We start from the raw sequence: 14907 nt of genomic DNA on the forward strand, positions 1-14907 counted from the left end.
CATTCATGAATTCAGTAGGAGCTTGTCCATGTTCACCATGCGTCGTCTGATTATCGTCGCAACCGCCGCTGCCCTGATGACCGGCTGTGCCGGCCAGAACCCTTATGACAGCCAAGGGCAGGCGCAGGGCTCCACCGGGATGAGCAAAACTGCCAAATACGGCGGCCTGGGCGCGCTGGCCGGTGCTATCGCCGGTGCCGCCATCGACCACAACAACCGTGGCAAGGGCGCACTGATCGGCGCTGCCGCCGTGGGTGCCGCTGCAGCCGGTTATGGCTACTACGCCGACAAGCAGGAAGCCGAATTGCGCGCGCAAATGGCCAATACCGGTGTGGAAGTGCAGCGCCAGGGTGACCAGATCAAGCTGATCATGCCGGGCAACATCACCTTCGCAACAGACTCGGCCAACATCGCGCCAAGCTTCTACTCGCCGCTGAACAACCTGGCCGGCTCGTTCAAGCAGTTCAACCAGAACACCATCGAAGTGGTCGGCTTCACCGACAGCACTGGCAGCCGCCAGCACAACATGGACCTGTCCCAGCGCCGTGCGCAGGCGGTCAGCACCTACCTGACCTCGCAGGGTGTAGATGCCTCGCGTATCACCGTACGTGGCATGGGCCCGGACCAGCCGATCGCCAGCAACGCCGACGCCAATGGCCGTGCGCAGAACCGCCGTGTGGAAGTGAACCTGAAGCCGATTCCGGGTCAGCAGTATGACCAGCAAGGTCAGGTTCAGCAGTATCCCTGATTGACCGCCGGGGCCCCTTGGCGGCCCTTCGCGGGCTTGCCCGCTCCCACAGGTTTAGCGCGAGGCTCAGGAAATGCGCGGTTCCTGTGGGAGCGGGCGTGCCCGCGAACACCGGCGAAGCCGGTGCCATGCACCGCGGTGCATGCTTCGCAGGTATCAGCCCGCCACGCTCGCCTGAATCGCCGTCAGGGCAATGGTATGCACGATATCGTCAACCTGAGCCCCGCGCGGCAAGTCGTTCACCGGCTTGCGCAACCCTTGCAGCATCGGCCCCAGGCTGACCCCGTCGGTGCTGCGTTGCACCGCCTTGTGAGTCGTGTTGCCGGTATTCAGGTCTGGGAACACGAATACCGTCGCCCGCCCGGCTACCGGGCTGCCCGGCGCCAGGTCCCGCGCAATCGCCGGGTTGGCCGCCGCGTCATACTGCAACGGCCCGTCGATTAGCAGCTCTTGCGCCGCGCCTTGTGCCAGGCGGGTCGCTTCGCGCACTTTCTCGACTTCCTCGTCGCTGGCCGAATCGCTTGAATAACTGATCATCGCCACCCGTGGCGCGATGCCGAAGGCCTGTGCCGATTCGGCACTCTGCCGGGCGATCTCGGCCAGTTCGACAGCACTCGGGTGCGGGTTCATCACGCAGTCCCCGTACACCAGCACCTGTTCGGGGAACAGCATGAAGAATACCGACGACACCAGGCTCGAGCCCGGTGCGGTCTTTATCAGTTGCAGAGCCGGGCGGATGGTGTTGGCGGTGGAGTGCACCAGGCCCGAGACCAGGCCGTCCACTTCGTCCAGGGCCAGCATCATGGTACCGATCACCACCGGGTCTTCCAGTTGCTGCTCGGCCATTGGTGCATTGAGGTTCTTGCTCTTGCGCAGCTCGACCATCGGCTCTACATAGCGCCCGCGAATTACCTCGGGGTCCAGGATTTCCAGGCCCGGCGGCAAGGTGATGCCCTGGGCGCGGGCCACGGCGTCGACATCCTCGGGCTTGGCCAGTAGCACGCAGCGGGCAATGCCGCGGGCCTGGCAGATGGCCGCTGCCTGCACCAGCAGCGGCTCGGCGCCTTCCGGCAGGACGATGCGCTTGTTGGCCTGCTGCGCCCGCTGGATCAACTGGTAGCGGAACACGGCTGGGGACAGGCGCAATTCACGCGGCGTGCCGCAACGCTGGTGCAGCCAGGCGGCGTCGAGGTGGCTGGCGACGAAGTCGGTGATGAATTCGGCGCGCTCGCGGTCGTCCACTGGTATCTCGCGGTTCAGCGAGTTGAGCTGGTTGGCGGTGTCGTACGAGCCGGTACTGACCGACAGGATCGGCAGGCCGGCCTGCAGGGCGCCACGGCACAGACCAAGGATACGCGCGTCAGGTTTGCTGTCGCTGGTCAGCAGCAGGCCGGCCAGCGGGACGCCGTTGATCGCCGCGAGGCTGACGGCGAGGATGATGTCGTCGCGGTCGCCCGGTGTCACCACCAGGGTACCCGAGGTGAGCAGTGGCACCGTGTTGGCAACGGTACGCGCGCAGATGATGATCTTGCTCATGCGCCGCTGTTCATAGTCGCCGGCGTTGAGCACCTGGGCACCTAGCAGGTCGGCCACATCGCGGGTGCGCGGGGCGTTCAGTTCAGGCTGGTAGGGGATGCAGCCCAGCAGGCGGAAGTCGTTGCCGCGCAGTAGCGGCGAGTGCTCGCGCAGGCGGGTGGAAAAGTCGGCCATGCTTTCGTCGGTGCGCACCTTGTTGAGGATTACCCCGAGCACCTTCGGATCGCGCGGGCCGCCGAACAGCTGGGCCTGCAGTTCGACCCGGCCGGACAACTCGCTGAGCACTTCGTTTTCCGGCGCCGATACCAGAATCACCTCGGCATCCAGGCTCTTGGCCAGGTGCAGGTTGACCCGCGCCGCATAGCTGGCGTGGCGCGTGGGCACCATGCCCTCGACCACCACCACGTCGTTGCCGATGCAGGCTTGCTGGTACAGGCGGATGATTTCTTCGAGCAACTCGTCCAGCTGGCCATCGCCGAGCATGCGCTCGACGTGGGCCAGGCTCAGCGGCACCGGGGGCTTGATGCCGTGGGTGCGGGCGACCAGCTCGGTGGAGCGTTCGGGGCCGGTGTCACCCGGGTGGGGCTGGGCGATCGGCTTGAAGAAGCCGACCTTCAGCCCGGCGCGCTCCAGGGTGCGCACCAGGCCCAGGCTGATGGAGGTCAGGCCGACACCGAAATCGGTCGGCGCAATGAAAAATGTCTGCATGCGTGCTTCTCGAAATAAGCGGTGCAAGAAATTAACGGCCAAGGGTAGCGCTATCGGCCCCTTGTGCGCACCAGCCGCAAGCGAAAGGCTGGCCGATGCGCTGCTCGCGCTGGGTCGGGTCGAGCACCCAGGGGCGTGCCTGCCACGGCGGCTGGTGGCGCAGGTGCTGGGTGTGGCCACAGGACAGTTCGGCCACCCAGTGGCCCTCTTCGTCCTGGTGGAAGCCGGTGATCCGACTGATGGGCCGTTGCTCGTCCGCAGTGCGTTCGCAATCGGGCGATGGCTTGGTTACACTTGTCCGCTCTACATACTTTTGCAAAAGGTCTTGCCCCATGCTGATCGCCGCCAACAAGGCTGTCTCCATCGACTATACCCTGACCAACGACGCCGGGGAGACCATCGACAGCTCCGCCGGCGGTGCACCGCTGGTTTACCTGCACGGTGCCGGCAACATCATCCCGGGCCTGGAAAAAGCCCTGGAAGGCAAGCAGGCCGGTGATGAGCTGAACGTTTCCATCGAGCCGGAAGATGCCTACGGCGAATACCTGGCCGAGCTGGTCAGCACCCTGAACCGCAGCCTTTTCGAAGGTGTCGACGAACTGGAAGTGGGCATGCAGTTCCACGCTTCGGCGCCGGATGGCCAGATGCAGATCGTCACCATTCGCGACATCGACGGCGACGACGTGACTGTCGACGGCAACCACCCGCTGGCCGGCCAGCGTCTGACCTTCCAGGTCAAGGTGGTCAACGTTCGTGATGCCAGCGACGAAGAAATCGCTCACCGGCACATCCACGGTGAAGGTGGCCATCACCACTGATTTTTCTGCGCTAAGCTCAGAAAGTCGCCAGGCGCTCGGGCAAGCCGATTTGCCTTCCTACGGGAGGTGGACGGTTTGGACGAGCGCCTTTTTAGTGGGCGTAATTCGCCTGCGCGGCAACCGGGAACCTGAGAGGGGATTCATCATGAGTGCATTTCACGACCTGAAACTGGACGCATTGAACGGCGGGGAGCTGCCCCTCGCACCGTTCAAGGGCCAAGTGGTGCTGGTGGTCAACGTTGCCTCCAAGTGTGGCCTCACGCCGCAATACAAGGCCCTGGAGAACCTCTACCAGAATTACAAGGACAAGGGCTTCAACGTGCTTGGCCTTCCGTGCAACCAGTTTGCCGGGCAGGAGCCTGGCAGCGAAAAGGAAATTCAGGAGTTCTGCAGCCTCAACTACGGGGTGAGCTTCCCGCTGGGTGCCAAGCTGGAGGTCAACGGGCCGCAGCGCCATTCGCTGTACCGACTGCTGGCGGGTGAGGGGGCGGAGTTCCCGGGCGACATTACCTGGAACTTCGAGAAGTTCCTGGTGGGCAAGGACGGGCGGGTGCTGGCGCGTTTTTCGCCGCGCACGGCGCCGGATGATCCTGCGGTGGTGCAGGCTATCGAGAAAGCCTTGGCCTGAAGTGCCTGACGCGGTCCCTCTGTAGGAGCGGCCTGGTGTCGCGATCGGGCCGCATAGCGGCCCCCGGATATCAGCATTGTCGCAACTATCGAGGGGCTGCTCTGCAGCCCGATTGCGACACAAGGCCGCTCCTACACAGATCGCGTAGCACCCAGCCTCGAAGCAGGCGAGGTCGCAGCCTGGTTCCGGGCTGCATGCAGATACCCCTCGAACTGCTCGACAATCGCCGGCCATCCCTGGTGGCTGGCATGCTTTCGCGCATTCAGGCGCACCCGCCGTAACGTCTCTTCTTCCTCCAGCAGCCAGCAGGCTGCATCGATGAACGCCACCTGATCCCCCGGCATGGCCAGCGCACCGCTATGGCCATGACGAATATGCTGCGCGGCGGCTGCCTCGTCATAGGCGACCACCGCCAACCCCGAGGCCATGGCTTCGAGTACCACATTGCCAAAGGTTTCGGTCAGGCTCGGAAACAGGAAAAGGTCACCGCTGGCATAGTGTTCGGCCAGCACCTCGCCACGCTGGACGCCGCAGAACATGGCATCCGGTACCTGCTGTTCGAGGGCGGCACGCTGCGGGCCGTCACCGACCATTATCAGGCGCAGACGTTTGTGTGGATAAGTTTTCTGCAGGGCCTCCAGGCTTGGGCGCAGCAAGCCCAGGTTCTTTTCTGCCGCCAGCCGCCCCACATGCAGCACGGCGATATCATCCGGGCCGAGCCCCCAGCTTTCCCGTAATGCGGGGTTGCGCCGGGCCGGGTTGAACAGGCAGGCATCGACCCCCCGGGCCAGTAGCTCCAGGCGTTCGAAGCCACGGCGTTCGAGCTCCAGGCGCTGGCTGAGGCTGGGTACCAGAGTGATCGCCGTGCGCCGATGGAACCAGCGCAGGTAGTTGGTGAGCAGGCGCGTCAGCAGGCCCAGCCCGTACTGGCCGGAATACTGCGGGAAGTTGGTGTGGAAGCCACTGACCACCGCAACCCCGAGGCGCCGGGCCGCGCGCAGTGCACTGAGCCCAAGCGGCCCCTCGGTGGCGATGTACAGCACATCCGGGCGCTGTCGACGCCAGCGGCGCAACAGCTTGTGCATCGATACCTCGCCCCATTGCAAGCCCGGGTAGCCAGGCAGTGGCCAGCCACGGCACAGCATCAGGTTCGGGTCGCTGTGCCGCGTTGCTTCTCCGGCCTGGCGTGGGCGCACCACTTCGATCTCATGGCCGCGTTGGCGCAACCCCTCGCTGAGGCGGCCAAGGGTATTGGTCACGCCGTTGATCTCGGGTGGGAAGGTTTCGCTGACCAGGGAAATGCGTAGGGCGGGTGTATTCATGACAAAAAGTTTCCGCCTGCTGGATTGCGCCAATGTGACTGCCGTGTGACGTAAAGATGACGCCTGCTCGCCGACGCGTATGTCCACGTGAATATTTCATTGCAGGGCACTCAAGCGGGGGCATCGGCAGCCGATGAAGATGCATTCGACTACCCGATTCGCTCCAGGAGAGCGGTGATGTTCAACAACAAGCTCAAGCAAGAAATCCGGCAGCTTCGCGAAGACCTGATGTCCATAGAACAGGTCAAGAATAGCCTCGACAGCGAGATGCTGGTACTTCAACTCGACCCTCAGGGACGGATCGAGATGGTCAATGCCAACTTCGAGAGCGAGATGCTCTACCGTGGCGAACAATTGCTTGGGCGCAACATCGAGGACATCGTCCCCGCCCATGTGAAGACGCTGGATTTCCACCAGCGCATGAAGGGCGCAATCAGCCGCGGTGAACACCTGAACGGTGCATTCCGCCTGCTGCGTGGCAATGGCCAGGAAGCCTGGCTACGGTCGATCCTGCAGCCGGTCAAGAACAGCGAGGGGCGCATCAAGTATTTCACGCTGCATTCCAGCGACCTTACCCGCACCATCGAGACCTCCCGCGAGCACGAAAGCCTGATCAAGGCCCTGATGCGCTCCACCGCGGTGATCGAGTTCGATCTCGATGGCACCATCCTCACTGCCAACGACCGGTTCCTGGGCGCTGTCGGTTACCGCCTGGAGCAGATCCGTGGCAAGCATCACCGCATCTTCTGCGAGCCGGAGGAGGCCAACTCGGCCGGCTACCAGGCGTTCTGGGACAAGCTGCGCCGTGGCGAGTACGTTGCCGACCGCTTCAAGCGTATCGATGCCCACGGCCGGGTGGTCTGGCTGGAAGCTTCATACAACCCGATTTTCGATGCCCATGACGTGCTGTACAAGGTGGTGAAGTTCGCCACCGTCATCACCGATCAGGTCAACCAGGAGCAGGCGGTGGCCGAGGCGGCGGATGTCGCCTACAACACCTCGCTGGGTACCGATGCCAGTGCCCGCAAGGCCACCGATGTGGTAACCCAGAGCGTCAGCGTGATGCGCGGGCTGGAAGCGTCGATGCAAGAGGCGGCAGAGGGTATCCAGGCACTGGATACCCAGTCGCGGGTGATCGGCTCGATCATCAAGACCATCAGCGACATTGCCGGGCAGACCAACCTGCTGGCGCTGAACGCGGCCATCGAAGCGGCCCGCGCTGGCGAACAGGGACGTGGGTTTGCCGTGGTTGCCGATGAAGTGCGCCAACTGGCCTCGCGCACCAGCACCGCCACCGAGGAAATCGCCCGCGTGGTACAGCAGAACGAGCAACTGGCCCAAGCGGCAGTGGCGATCATCGACACCAGCAAGCGCCAGGCCGAGCAGGGCCTGGCACTGGCGGACGAGACAGGGAGCGTGATCGTCGAGATTCAGGATGGTGCGAAGCGGGTGGTGGATGTGGTGGGGCAGTTTTCCAGCCAGTTGAGTCTTTGATATGGCCTGAGGTTTGTAGCGCATATGCAGTCGAGCCCCCGCCCAGATGGGGCTCGATCTCAGGCACGACAAAGATCCCCAACCTTGTCCATGGTGCCGGCTGAACAGCTCAACTTCGCTGAACCTGCCGTAAAAGAAGTCGCATTTTCCTACAACTGGCTAAGAAACCTCCGATCCGAATCCATGATGGGATTTCCCCCTGCACACGCTGTCAGGGAGACACCTCATGTACCTGGATTACCTCGTGCCCTCCTGGCACGAGATCGAGTCACGTGTCATCGCCCTGGTGGGCTACCAAAGCGGTGGCCAGTTCCGCACCAGCCTCAATGAAGAGGTCGCCTCGCTAGGCCTCAACCTGCGCCGGATCGAAGCCGTCCGCACAGCCTTCTACCACGCCGAATGGCAGGCGGCGCACATGCTGCGCCAGCGCTTCGCCGACCTCGACATCAACAGCATCGTCGACGAACTGCTGATGGTCGTGCGGCAGATGGCGATGATCGTCGCCGGCAGCACCATTACCGGTGGCCTGCTTGGCGCGGGGGTTGGCGCATTCGCCGGCGGCGCCGGAACCATTCCGTTCGCCGGCGCGGGCGCGGCCATGGGCCTCAAGGTCAGTGGCTGGATCCTCGGCGCGCTGGGGCTGGCCTCCATCGCCGAGTTCTTCATCGAGGGCTTGCCGCGTATCGGCGAGTACTACGTCGACGGCATTCGCTTCGCCTGGGAAGGCACCTGCGGCAATGAAGGCACGGGCCCGTTCTGCCGGGACGACCCCTATGCGATATCCCGGGCCACGCATCAGATTGCCCAAGGCCATGTGGAAGTCGTGCTGCTGTTGTTGGGGGCGATCGTGTCGTACCTCACCCGCGGCCGCGGCGATGCCCGGGTGCTGGCCCAGGAAATGGCGGCCAGCCGCAAAGGTGCGCGGCTGGGGCAATGGATGCTCAAGCATGAAGAAGGGTTGAAGCAACGGCCGGATCTGCAGGTGCCGGAGCGGCGCAAGGGGGCGGTGGGTGAGCCGCAACCGATGCAGCCTGATCGGCCGGCAGGGAAAGACAAGGAGCCCTCGACAGGGAAGCCCGGTAGCATGCCGTTGCATACCGTGGCGTGCTTCAAGGCAGACAAATTGCCAGTATCCAAGCATGGCGAGTTTGAACGGCAGTTGAAGGGACAGCAGGATGGGCTAAACCGGCTTACGGTTGAAGAGTTTCTCGAAAATATCGCTAATCCGGCCAAGCGAGATCCGCGCATTGCAAAAATAGCGAGAAAGGAACTTTATGATAAGTTGCAGGAGAGGATTCAGAGGGATCTGATGAAAACTATGAGTGCCATTGAAGCTAGAAAGCTCTCGGTGAAGCAAGCAAAGGAAACCATGTCATCTCTCGCAGCTTTGCATAATCCTGACTTGATCGCCGGTGGACGGGATACTATTTCTGACTTTGGCGACAGGCAAGTTAACTCGAGCATAGGCACGCAATGGAAAAGCAGAGTTTATGGTTTGAAAGCTGCTGCCGAGAAAGCTTCAAGATCGGGTGTGGGGTCAGGCCTGTTAAACGTAAAACTGCATAAATGCTAGTCGCTTGAGGGTTTCGCCGTGGATGAGATTTTTTCCCTGTTTGTAGAGCAAGTTGGTGAGCCGTTTTTTCGACAGGAGGTTCCTCCCTCAAGTCTGGATCGATACAGAGGGATCTTGCCGAGCAAATTGTTAGAGTATTGGAGTGAGCACGGTTGGTGCGGATATGGTGACGGGATATTTTGGACTGTCAATCCCCAGGAATATGAAGAGGTAACTGCCTCGCTTATCGAAGGCACAATATTGGAGAGGCGGGATAGATACCACCTGATCGCTCGCGGTGCATTTGGTGACTTGTATCTCTTTGGAGAGCAAACGGGTTTCTCAGTAAAGATTTTGGCTCATATTTCACGATATAGGGGAAGTGAATATGAGTTGACGGCGGCGGATATGGACAGTGAAGTGCAAGGTTTCTTCCTTGGGAAAGAGAAGGCGTCTGTTGACTTTGATGGAATGTTCGAGCCAGCAAAGAAAAAACTGGGCATGCTAAAGCATGATGAAATGTATGGGTTCGTTCCAGCCCTGGCGTTCGGCGGCTCAAGCGACCTTGCTAACCTTGAGAAGGTTAAGGCAGTGGAGCATCTAATACTGCTTTCTCAGATTGCCACCCTCGAGCCCTACAGTTTCTCCGACTTTTGAAAATGCAGCCCGCAAAAAGGGGCTGCCCTGCAGCCCCTCGCCCCTTCAGTTCCGCTCCCGCACCCAGAACAACGTAGCCCCGGCCACCGCCGCCGGCATCATCAGCACGTTCACCACCGGCACCATCAACGCCAGATAGGTGATGCCGCCAAAGCCCAGCGATTGCCAGCGCTTCTGCCGCAGCCAGGCGAGCATGTCCTGCCAGCTCATCTTGTTGTTGTCCGCCGGGTAGTCGATGTACTGGATAGCCATCATCCATACCCCGAAGATCAGCCAAAGCGGCGCCGCCACCACGTTGACCACCGGGATCAGCGACAGGATGAACAGGCCGATGGCCCGCGGCAGGAAGTAGCCCAGCTTGCGCATTTCACGGCCGAAGGTACGTGGCACCATGGCCACCAGCTCGCCCCAGCTGAACGCGGGGAAATTGTCCTCGCCACGCACCACAACCTCGACCTTTTCCGCCAGAAAGCCATTGAACGGCGCGGCGATGATGTTGGCCACCAGGGTGAAGGTGAAGAACACCATCAGCACCACCAGGGCGACGAACAGCGGCCAGAGGATGTAGGTGAGAAAGCTCAGCCAGCTCGGCAAGCTTGGCATCAGGGCGTCCACCCACAGGCTGAACTGGTGGCCGGCGAAGTAGATCAGGCCGCCAAACAGCAGCAGGTTGACCGCCAGCGGCAGCAGCACGAACAACCGCAGATTGGGGCTCAGCACCAGTTTCAGGCCTTCGCGCAGGTACTGGGGGCCAGAGAGTACAGGGGCTTGCATCGAGAGACTCCGCAGAGAAGGAAAACGCGCTGACCTTACCGAGTTTGCCGCGCCGACGAAAGGCGGGCAGCGGGCGGGAAACGGGCTGTAACAAAAGCAGCAGGGCTTGGCTATCGATCAAATCGCTGAATAGACGATGGCTATGAGGTGGATTGTCGAAGGATATTTCCTTAATCTTTGCGACCTCGCTACAGTGCGCTCACTTTCCGCTTTATGGGCCTGCGCGTTGTAGCCTTCCCCAAGTGCTGCGTGGGTCCTTTTTAATTTCCAGGCAGGCGCAGCCGGTACACCGATGCCGGCCCTGCGGCCCGCTCGACAGGAGTTCGACATGTCTGAAGTACGTCATTCGCGCGTCATCATTCTCGGTTCCGGCCCTGCCGGTTACAGCGCTGCGGTATATGCCGCCCGTGCCAACCTCAAGCCGCTGCTGATCACCGGCATGCAGGCCGGTGGCCAGCTGACCACCACCACCGAAGTCGACAACTGGCCGGGCGACCCCCACGGCCTGACCGGCCCTGCGCTGATGCAGCGCATGCAGGAACACGCCGAGCGTTTCGAAACCGAAATCGTCTTCGACCACATCAACGCCGTCGACCTGGCCAACAAACCCTTCACCCTGCAGGGTGACAGCGGCAAGTACACCTGTGACGCGTTGATCATCGCCACTGGCGCCAGCGCCCGCTACCTGGGCCTGCCGTCGGAAGAAACCTTCATGGGCAAGGGTGTTTCGGCCTGTGCCACCTGCGACGGCTTCTTCTACCGCAACAAGCCGGTCGCCGTGGTGGGTGGCGGCAACACTGCCGTGGAAGAGGCGCTGTACCTGGCCAACATCGCCAGCAAGGTGACTCTGGTACACCGTCGCGATACCTTCCGCGCCGAGAAGATCCTGGTCGACAAGCTGCATGCCCGTGTGGCCGAAGGGAAGATCGAGCTCAAGCTCAACGCCACCCTGGACGAAGTGCTGGGTGACAACATGGGCGTGACTGGTGCGCGCCTGAAGAACAACGATGGCAGCAGCGACGAAATCAAGGTCGACGGCGTGTTCATCGCCATTGGCCACACCCCGAACACCTCGCTGTTCGAAGGCCAGCTGACCCTCAAGGACGGCTACCTGGTGGTCAACGGCGGCCGTGAGGGCAATGCCACCGCCACCAACATCGAGGGCGTGTTCGCCGCCGGTGACGTGGCCGACCACGTTTATCGCCAGGCCATTACCTCGGCCGGTGCCGGCTGCATGGCGGCGTTGGATGTCGAGCGTTACCTGGATGGGCTGGCCAACGCTTCGTTCTGATCCGAGAGCGCCACCAATGAAAAAACCGGCCCTGAGGCCGGTTTTTTCATGCCTGCAATCAGCTTACAGGCTCAACCGCATCGACAGGTCCACTGCCTTCACATCCTTGGTCATGGCACCAATCGAGATGTAGTCCACCCCAGTCTCGGCAATCACCCGCAAGGTCGTCTCGTTGACCCCGCCACTGGCTTCCAGCTTGGCCTTGCCCGCAGTAATGCGCACTGCTTCGCGCATCTCTTCCAGAGTCAGCTCGTCGAGCATGATGATGTCGGTACCAGCGGCCAGTGCCTGGCGCAGCTCATCCAGGCTTTCCACTTCGATTTCCACCGGCTTGCCCGGCGCAATGCGGTGCGCCGCCGCCACGGCCGCGGCCACGCCGCCGCTGGCTGCGATGTGGTTTTCCTTGATCAGGAAGGCGTCGTACAGGCCGATGCGGTGGTTGTCGCAACCGCCGCAGGTCACTGCATACTTCTGCGCCAGGCGCAGGCCCGGCAGGGTCTTGCGGGTGTCCAGCAGGCGTACCTGGGTGCCTTCCACCAGGTCGGCAAGGAAGCGCGCACGAGTGGCGACACCCGACAGCATCTGCAGGAAGTTCAATGCACTGCGCTCACCACTGAGCAGCGAACGCGCGGGGCCCTCCAGATGGAACAGCGGCTGGTTGGCCGTGGCGCGCTCGCCATCGGCCACCTGCCAGTGCACGGCCACGCGTGGGTCGAGTTGGCGGAACACGGCATCGACCCAGGCGGTGCCGGCGATCACGCAGTCTTCGCGGGTAATGATGGTCGCCTTGGCCAGGCGCTCGGCCGGGATCAACTGCGCGGTGATATCGCCACTGCCGATGTCCTCCAACAGCGCACGGCGCACATTGGCTTCGATTTCAGCGGTCAGGTCGGCAAGGCGTAGGTTCGGCATGGTCGGCTCCACAAGCTAGATGCCGGCGATTATAGGGCAGGGGGCCGGTGTGTACAGTCGCCTCGGCGATGACCTTTGGTCGGCCGGTGTGAGCAGGCGGGGTAAATCAGGGTCATTAGCCAGCTAGTGAAACGGCGCTGGCAGCTGTGTGGATTTTTACCGATAATGGTGACTAGTATTTGGCGTCATGACTTTGACGATCTTCAGCCCCTTCGGGCGAGACACCCTGCAAGGAGTACAGGATGCAAAAAGAAGGCAAGGTGGTGCCCTTGGCGGCAGCCATCGATCGAGGCGGGCGTACGCCTCTGCCTTGCCTTCCGGTATTGCTCCTGCAGGTGCGCGACAAGGCCGCCTTGCAGTTGCGTCAGGGCCTGCAGGGCTTGTTCGACAATGCTGACGACACCCTCTTCGAGATGGCCGACAAGGCCTTCGACCGCAGTGACCAGAACCTGTACTTCGAGGCCATGCGTGACCTGCGCCTGAAGCGCAAGAGCATCGAGCGCGGTTTTCTCGACACGTTCTATGATGCCTTTGCCCGTATCGGCCAGGTTGACCTGCTGGCGCACATGGTCGAGCCGGGCAACCTGCGCAGCAAGGCCCACGTGGAACGGGCTGGCGCGATAGAAGGCATGGTCGCGCGCGTGCTGTCACGCGACGGTATTGCCCTGCAGCAACTGGGCCTGCGCTTGCAGGTACTGCTCGACCGCCCCCTGCACGAGCAGCACAACCCGCTGGGGCCCGCAGCGCTGTGCGGCTACTTCCTCGACGCTGGCCGCAACCTGGGGGTTGGCCTGCGGGTCAAGCTGGTCCTGCTCAAACTGTTCGAGCGCTATGTGTTGCGCGATGCCGACGTGATCTATGGCGAAGCCAACCAGTTGCTGGCCGCCGCCGGTGTATTGCCTGAATTGCCGTCGGCACCACGTCGGCGTGCCGAAGATCGGCGCATGAGCGCAGGTCGTGGGCCGGCGAACCTGGGTCACGAGGTGGGCTCGGACGCGGCAGGGCAGGCTTTCTTTGCCTCGTTGCAAACACTGCTGGCCCCGGTGCGTGGAAAGTTCGCGCCTCGTTTGCAGGCGGTGGCCGCCGCCCAGCCAATCAGCACCGCCGACCTGCTGCGCCTGCTTTCGCATTTGCAGCACTATGTGCCCGCTACCCACGAGGCCGACGATTTCGAACTTGGCCAACAGCTTGAACAATTGCTGTTGCGGGTCAGCGTGCGCAGCGGCACACGCCGGCGTATCGATGTTGCCGACGAGGACATGATCAACCTGGTTGGCCTGCTGTTCGTCTTCATCCAGAACGACGACAACTTGCCGGCCAGCCTGCGTGCGCTGATCGGGCGTTTGCACATTCCGCTGCTTAAAGTGGCCCTGTTGGACAAGGGGCTGCTCAGTCGTGCCAGCCACCCGGCCCGCCGGCTGCTCAACGAGATCGCTGGCGCGGCAATCGGCTGGGAATGCGGCGGCGACGGTATGCGTGACAGCCTGCACCTGCGGGTGGAGCGTATCGTCCAGCGCCTTCTCAATGATTTTGCCGAAGATACCAGCCTGTTCGCCGAACTGCTCGAAGACTTCCTCGCTTTCAACCAGGACGAGCGGCGGCGCAACGAGCTGCTCGAACAACGCACCCGCGACGCCGAAGAAGGGCGTGCCCGAACACTGCAGGCCAGGCAGCAGGTGCAGCATGCTCTCAACCAACGGCTGCGCGGTAGGTTATTGCCGCAGGTGGTGGTACAGATGCTGGTGCAAGCCTGGAGCCAGGTACTGCTGCTGGCCTGGCTCAAGCAAGGTGAAGCATCCCAGGCCTGGCGGGATGCCTTGCAGACGATGGACACGCTGCTGGCCAGCATCACTCCGCCGCATGAGCCGCATGCCTTGCTGCAGCAGGTACCGGGCCTGCTCAAGGCACTGCGCGATGGCCTGGCCAGCGTGGCCCTGGACTCGGCAGCGACCCGCGAATTCTTCCTGCAACTGGAACAGCTGCACCTGCGTGCGTGCGCGGGTACCGCGATGCAGCCCGGCACTGAGGGCCAGCCCTTGAGCGAAGTGCTGGTGGCCGAGGACATCGTCCTGGCGATTGCCGAGGAACCCGCTTGTGCTCCGTCGCAGTTTGCCGACGGGCAGGCTGTGGCGCTGCGCCACGTGCAGCGCCTGCGTATCGGTACCTGGGTAGAAGTGCTGGACGAGGACGAACCGCTGCGCTGCAAACTGGTGGCGCGCGTCGACAGTAGCGACCGGCTGGTGTTCGCCAACCGCACCGGTATGAAAGTACGCGAATGGAACGGGGCCAGCCTGGCCCGGGCACTGCATCGAGGTGAGGTGCGGGTGCTGGATGACGGGCTTTTGTTCGAGCGGGCGCTTGAGGCGGTGCTCGACGGGCTGCGGCGGTAGGCACAACTGTCTTGCGCATTATCTGCAAGCTGGCACGATCTCTGTGGGAGCGGGCGTGCCCGCGAAACAAGCGCCGC

The 14907-nt window shown here is 62.4% G+C and carries 13 protein-coding genes; 8 read left to right on the top strand and 5 right to left on the bottom strand.

Annotation, left to right across the window (positions count from 1 at the left end; genetic code table 11):
• Window positions 1–28 precede the first annotated feature (28 nt).
• The gene (locus KDB76_RS04780; RefSeq protein WP_013970946.1) at window positions 29–748 is read left to right on the top strand and encodes an OmpA family protein; all 720 of its coding nucleotides are present in this window, start codon (window positions 29–31) and stop codon (window positions 746–748) included.
• A gap of 156 nt (window positions 749–904) precedes the next feature.
• On the opposite strand, the gene pta is transcribed toward KDB76_RS04780, so the two are convergent.
• Both pta and KDB76_RS04790 read right to left on the bottom strand, forming a co-directional pair.
• Window positions 905–2992: a phosphate acetyltransferase gene (gene pta, locus KDB76_RS04785; RefSeq protein WP_024086271.1), complete on the bottom strand. Its 2088-nt coding sequence runs from the start codon at window positions 2990–2992 to the stop codon at window positions 905–907.
• Window positions 2993–3023: 31 nt separating this feature from the next.
• Window positions 3024–3326, bottom strand: a complete 303-nt coding sequence (locus KDB76_RS04790) for a DUF3565 domain-containing protein (protein WP_024086272.1) — start codon at window positions 3324–3326, stop codon at window positions 3024–3026.
• Between KDB76_RS04790 and KDB76_RS04795 the strand changes: the two genes are divergently transcribed.
• Window positions 3325–3810 (top strand): peptidylprolyl isomerase, encoded by a 486-nt coding sequence (locus tag KDB76_RS04795; protein ID WP_003259610.1) that lies wholly within the window; start codon window positions 3325–3327, stop codon window positions 3808–3810. The two genes, KDB76_RS04790 and KDB76_RS04795, sit on opposite strands and share 2 nt — an antisense overlap.
• Before the next feature lie 145 nt (window positions 3811–3955).
• The gene (locus KDB76_RS04800) at window positions 3956–4438 is read left to right on the top strand and encodes a glutathione peroxidase (RefSeq protein WP_015268966.1); all 483 of its coding nucleotides are present in this window, start codon (window positions 3956–3958) and stop codon (window positions 4436–4438) included.
• A gap of 131 nt (window positions 4439–4569) precedes the next feature.
• On the opposite strand, the gene KDB76_RS04805 is transcribed toward KDB76_RS04800, so the two are convergent.
• A complete protein-coding gene (locus KDB76_RS04805) occupies window positions 4570–5760 on the bottom strand; it encodes a glycosyltransferase family 1 protein (RefSeq protein ID WP_038408708.1) in 1191 nt (396 codons plus the stop codon).
• 177 nt (window positions 5761–5937) lie between these two features.
• On the opposite strand from KDB76_RS04805, the gene KDB76_RS04810 reads away from it, so the two are divergent.
• From KDB76_RS04810 to KDB76_RS04820, 3 genes are all read left to right on the top strand, one after another.
• On the top strand, window positions 5938–7254 hold the full coding sequence (locus KDB76_RS04810; RefSeq protein ID WP_024086274.1) for a PAS domain-containing methyl-accepting chemotaxis protein: 1317 nt from the start codon (window positions 5938–5940) through the stop codon (window positions 7252–7254).
• A gap of 226 nt (window positions 7255–7480) precedes the next feature.
• Window positions 7481–8827, top strand: a complete 1347-nt coding sequence (locus KDB76_RS04815) for a DUF6861 domain-containing protein (RefSeq protein WP_024086275.1) — start codon at window positions 7481–7483, stop codon at window positions 8825–8827.
• 18 nt (window positions 8828–8845) lie between these two features.
• Window positions 8846–9463 (top strand): GAD-like domain-containing protein, encoded by a 618-nt coding sequence (locus tag KDB76_RS04820; protein ID WP_024086276.1) that lies wholly within the window; start codon window positions 8846–8848, stop codon window positions 9461–9463.
• A 45-nt stretch (window positions 9464–9508) separates the two neighbouring features.
• Here KDB76_RS04820 and cysZ read toward each other — a convergent pair whose 3' ends face one another.
• Window positions 9509–10237, bottom strand: coding sequence for a sulfate transporter CysZ (gene cysZ, locus KDB76_RS04825; protein WP_004376058.1), 729 nt, complete (start codon window positions 10235–10237; stop codon window positions 9509–9511).
• Between the two features lie 328 nt (window positions 10238–10565).
• Here cysZ and trxB point away from each other — a divergent pair, with 328 nt between their 5' ends.
• The gene (trxB, locus tag KDB76_RS04830) at window positions 10566–11528 is read left to right on the top strand and encodes a thioredoxin-disulfide reductase (protein WP_015268972.1); all 963 of its coding nucleotides are present in this window, start codon (window positions 10566–10568) and stop codon (window positions 11526–11528) included.
• Between the two features lie 63 nt (window positions 11529–11591).
• On the opposite strand, the gene nadC is transcribed toward trxB, so the two are convergent.
• The gene (gene nadC / locus KDB76_RS04835) at window positions 11592–12440 is read right to left on the bottom strand and encodes a carboxylating nicotinate-nucleotide diphosphorylase (RefSeq protein ID WP_038408711.1); all 849 of its coding nucleotides are present in this window, start codon (window positions 12438–12440) and stop codon (window positions 11592–11594) included.
• 242 nt (window positions 12441–12682) lie between these two features.
• On the opposite strand from nadC, the gene KDB76_RS04840 reads away from it, so the two are divergent.
• Window positions 12683–14830: a DUF1631 domain-containing protein gene (locus KDB76_RS04840; protein ID WP_038408713.1), complete on the top strand. Its 2148-nt coding sequence runs from the start codon at window positions 12683–12685 to the stop codon at window positions 14828–14830.
• Window positions 14831–14907: the final 77 nt, after the last annotated feature.

This window comes from Pseudomonas sp. JS425 (genome assembly GCF_018223845.1).
Taxonomy (GTDB): Bacteria; Pseudomonadota; Gammaproteobacteria; order Pseudomonadales; family Pseudomonadaceae; genus Aquipseudomonas; species Aquipseudomonas asiatica.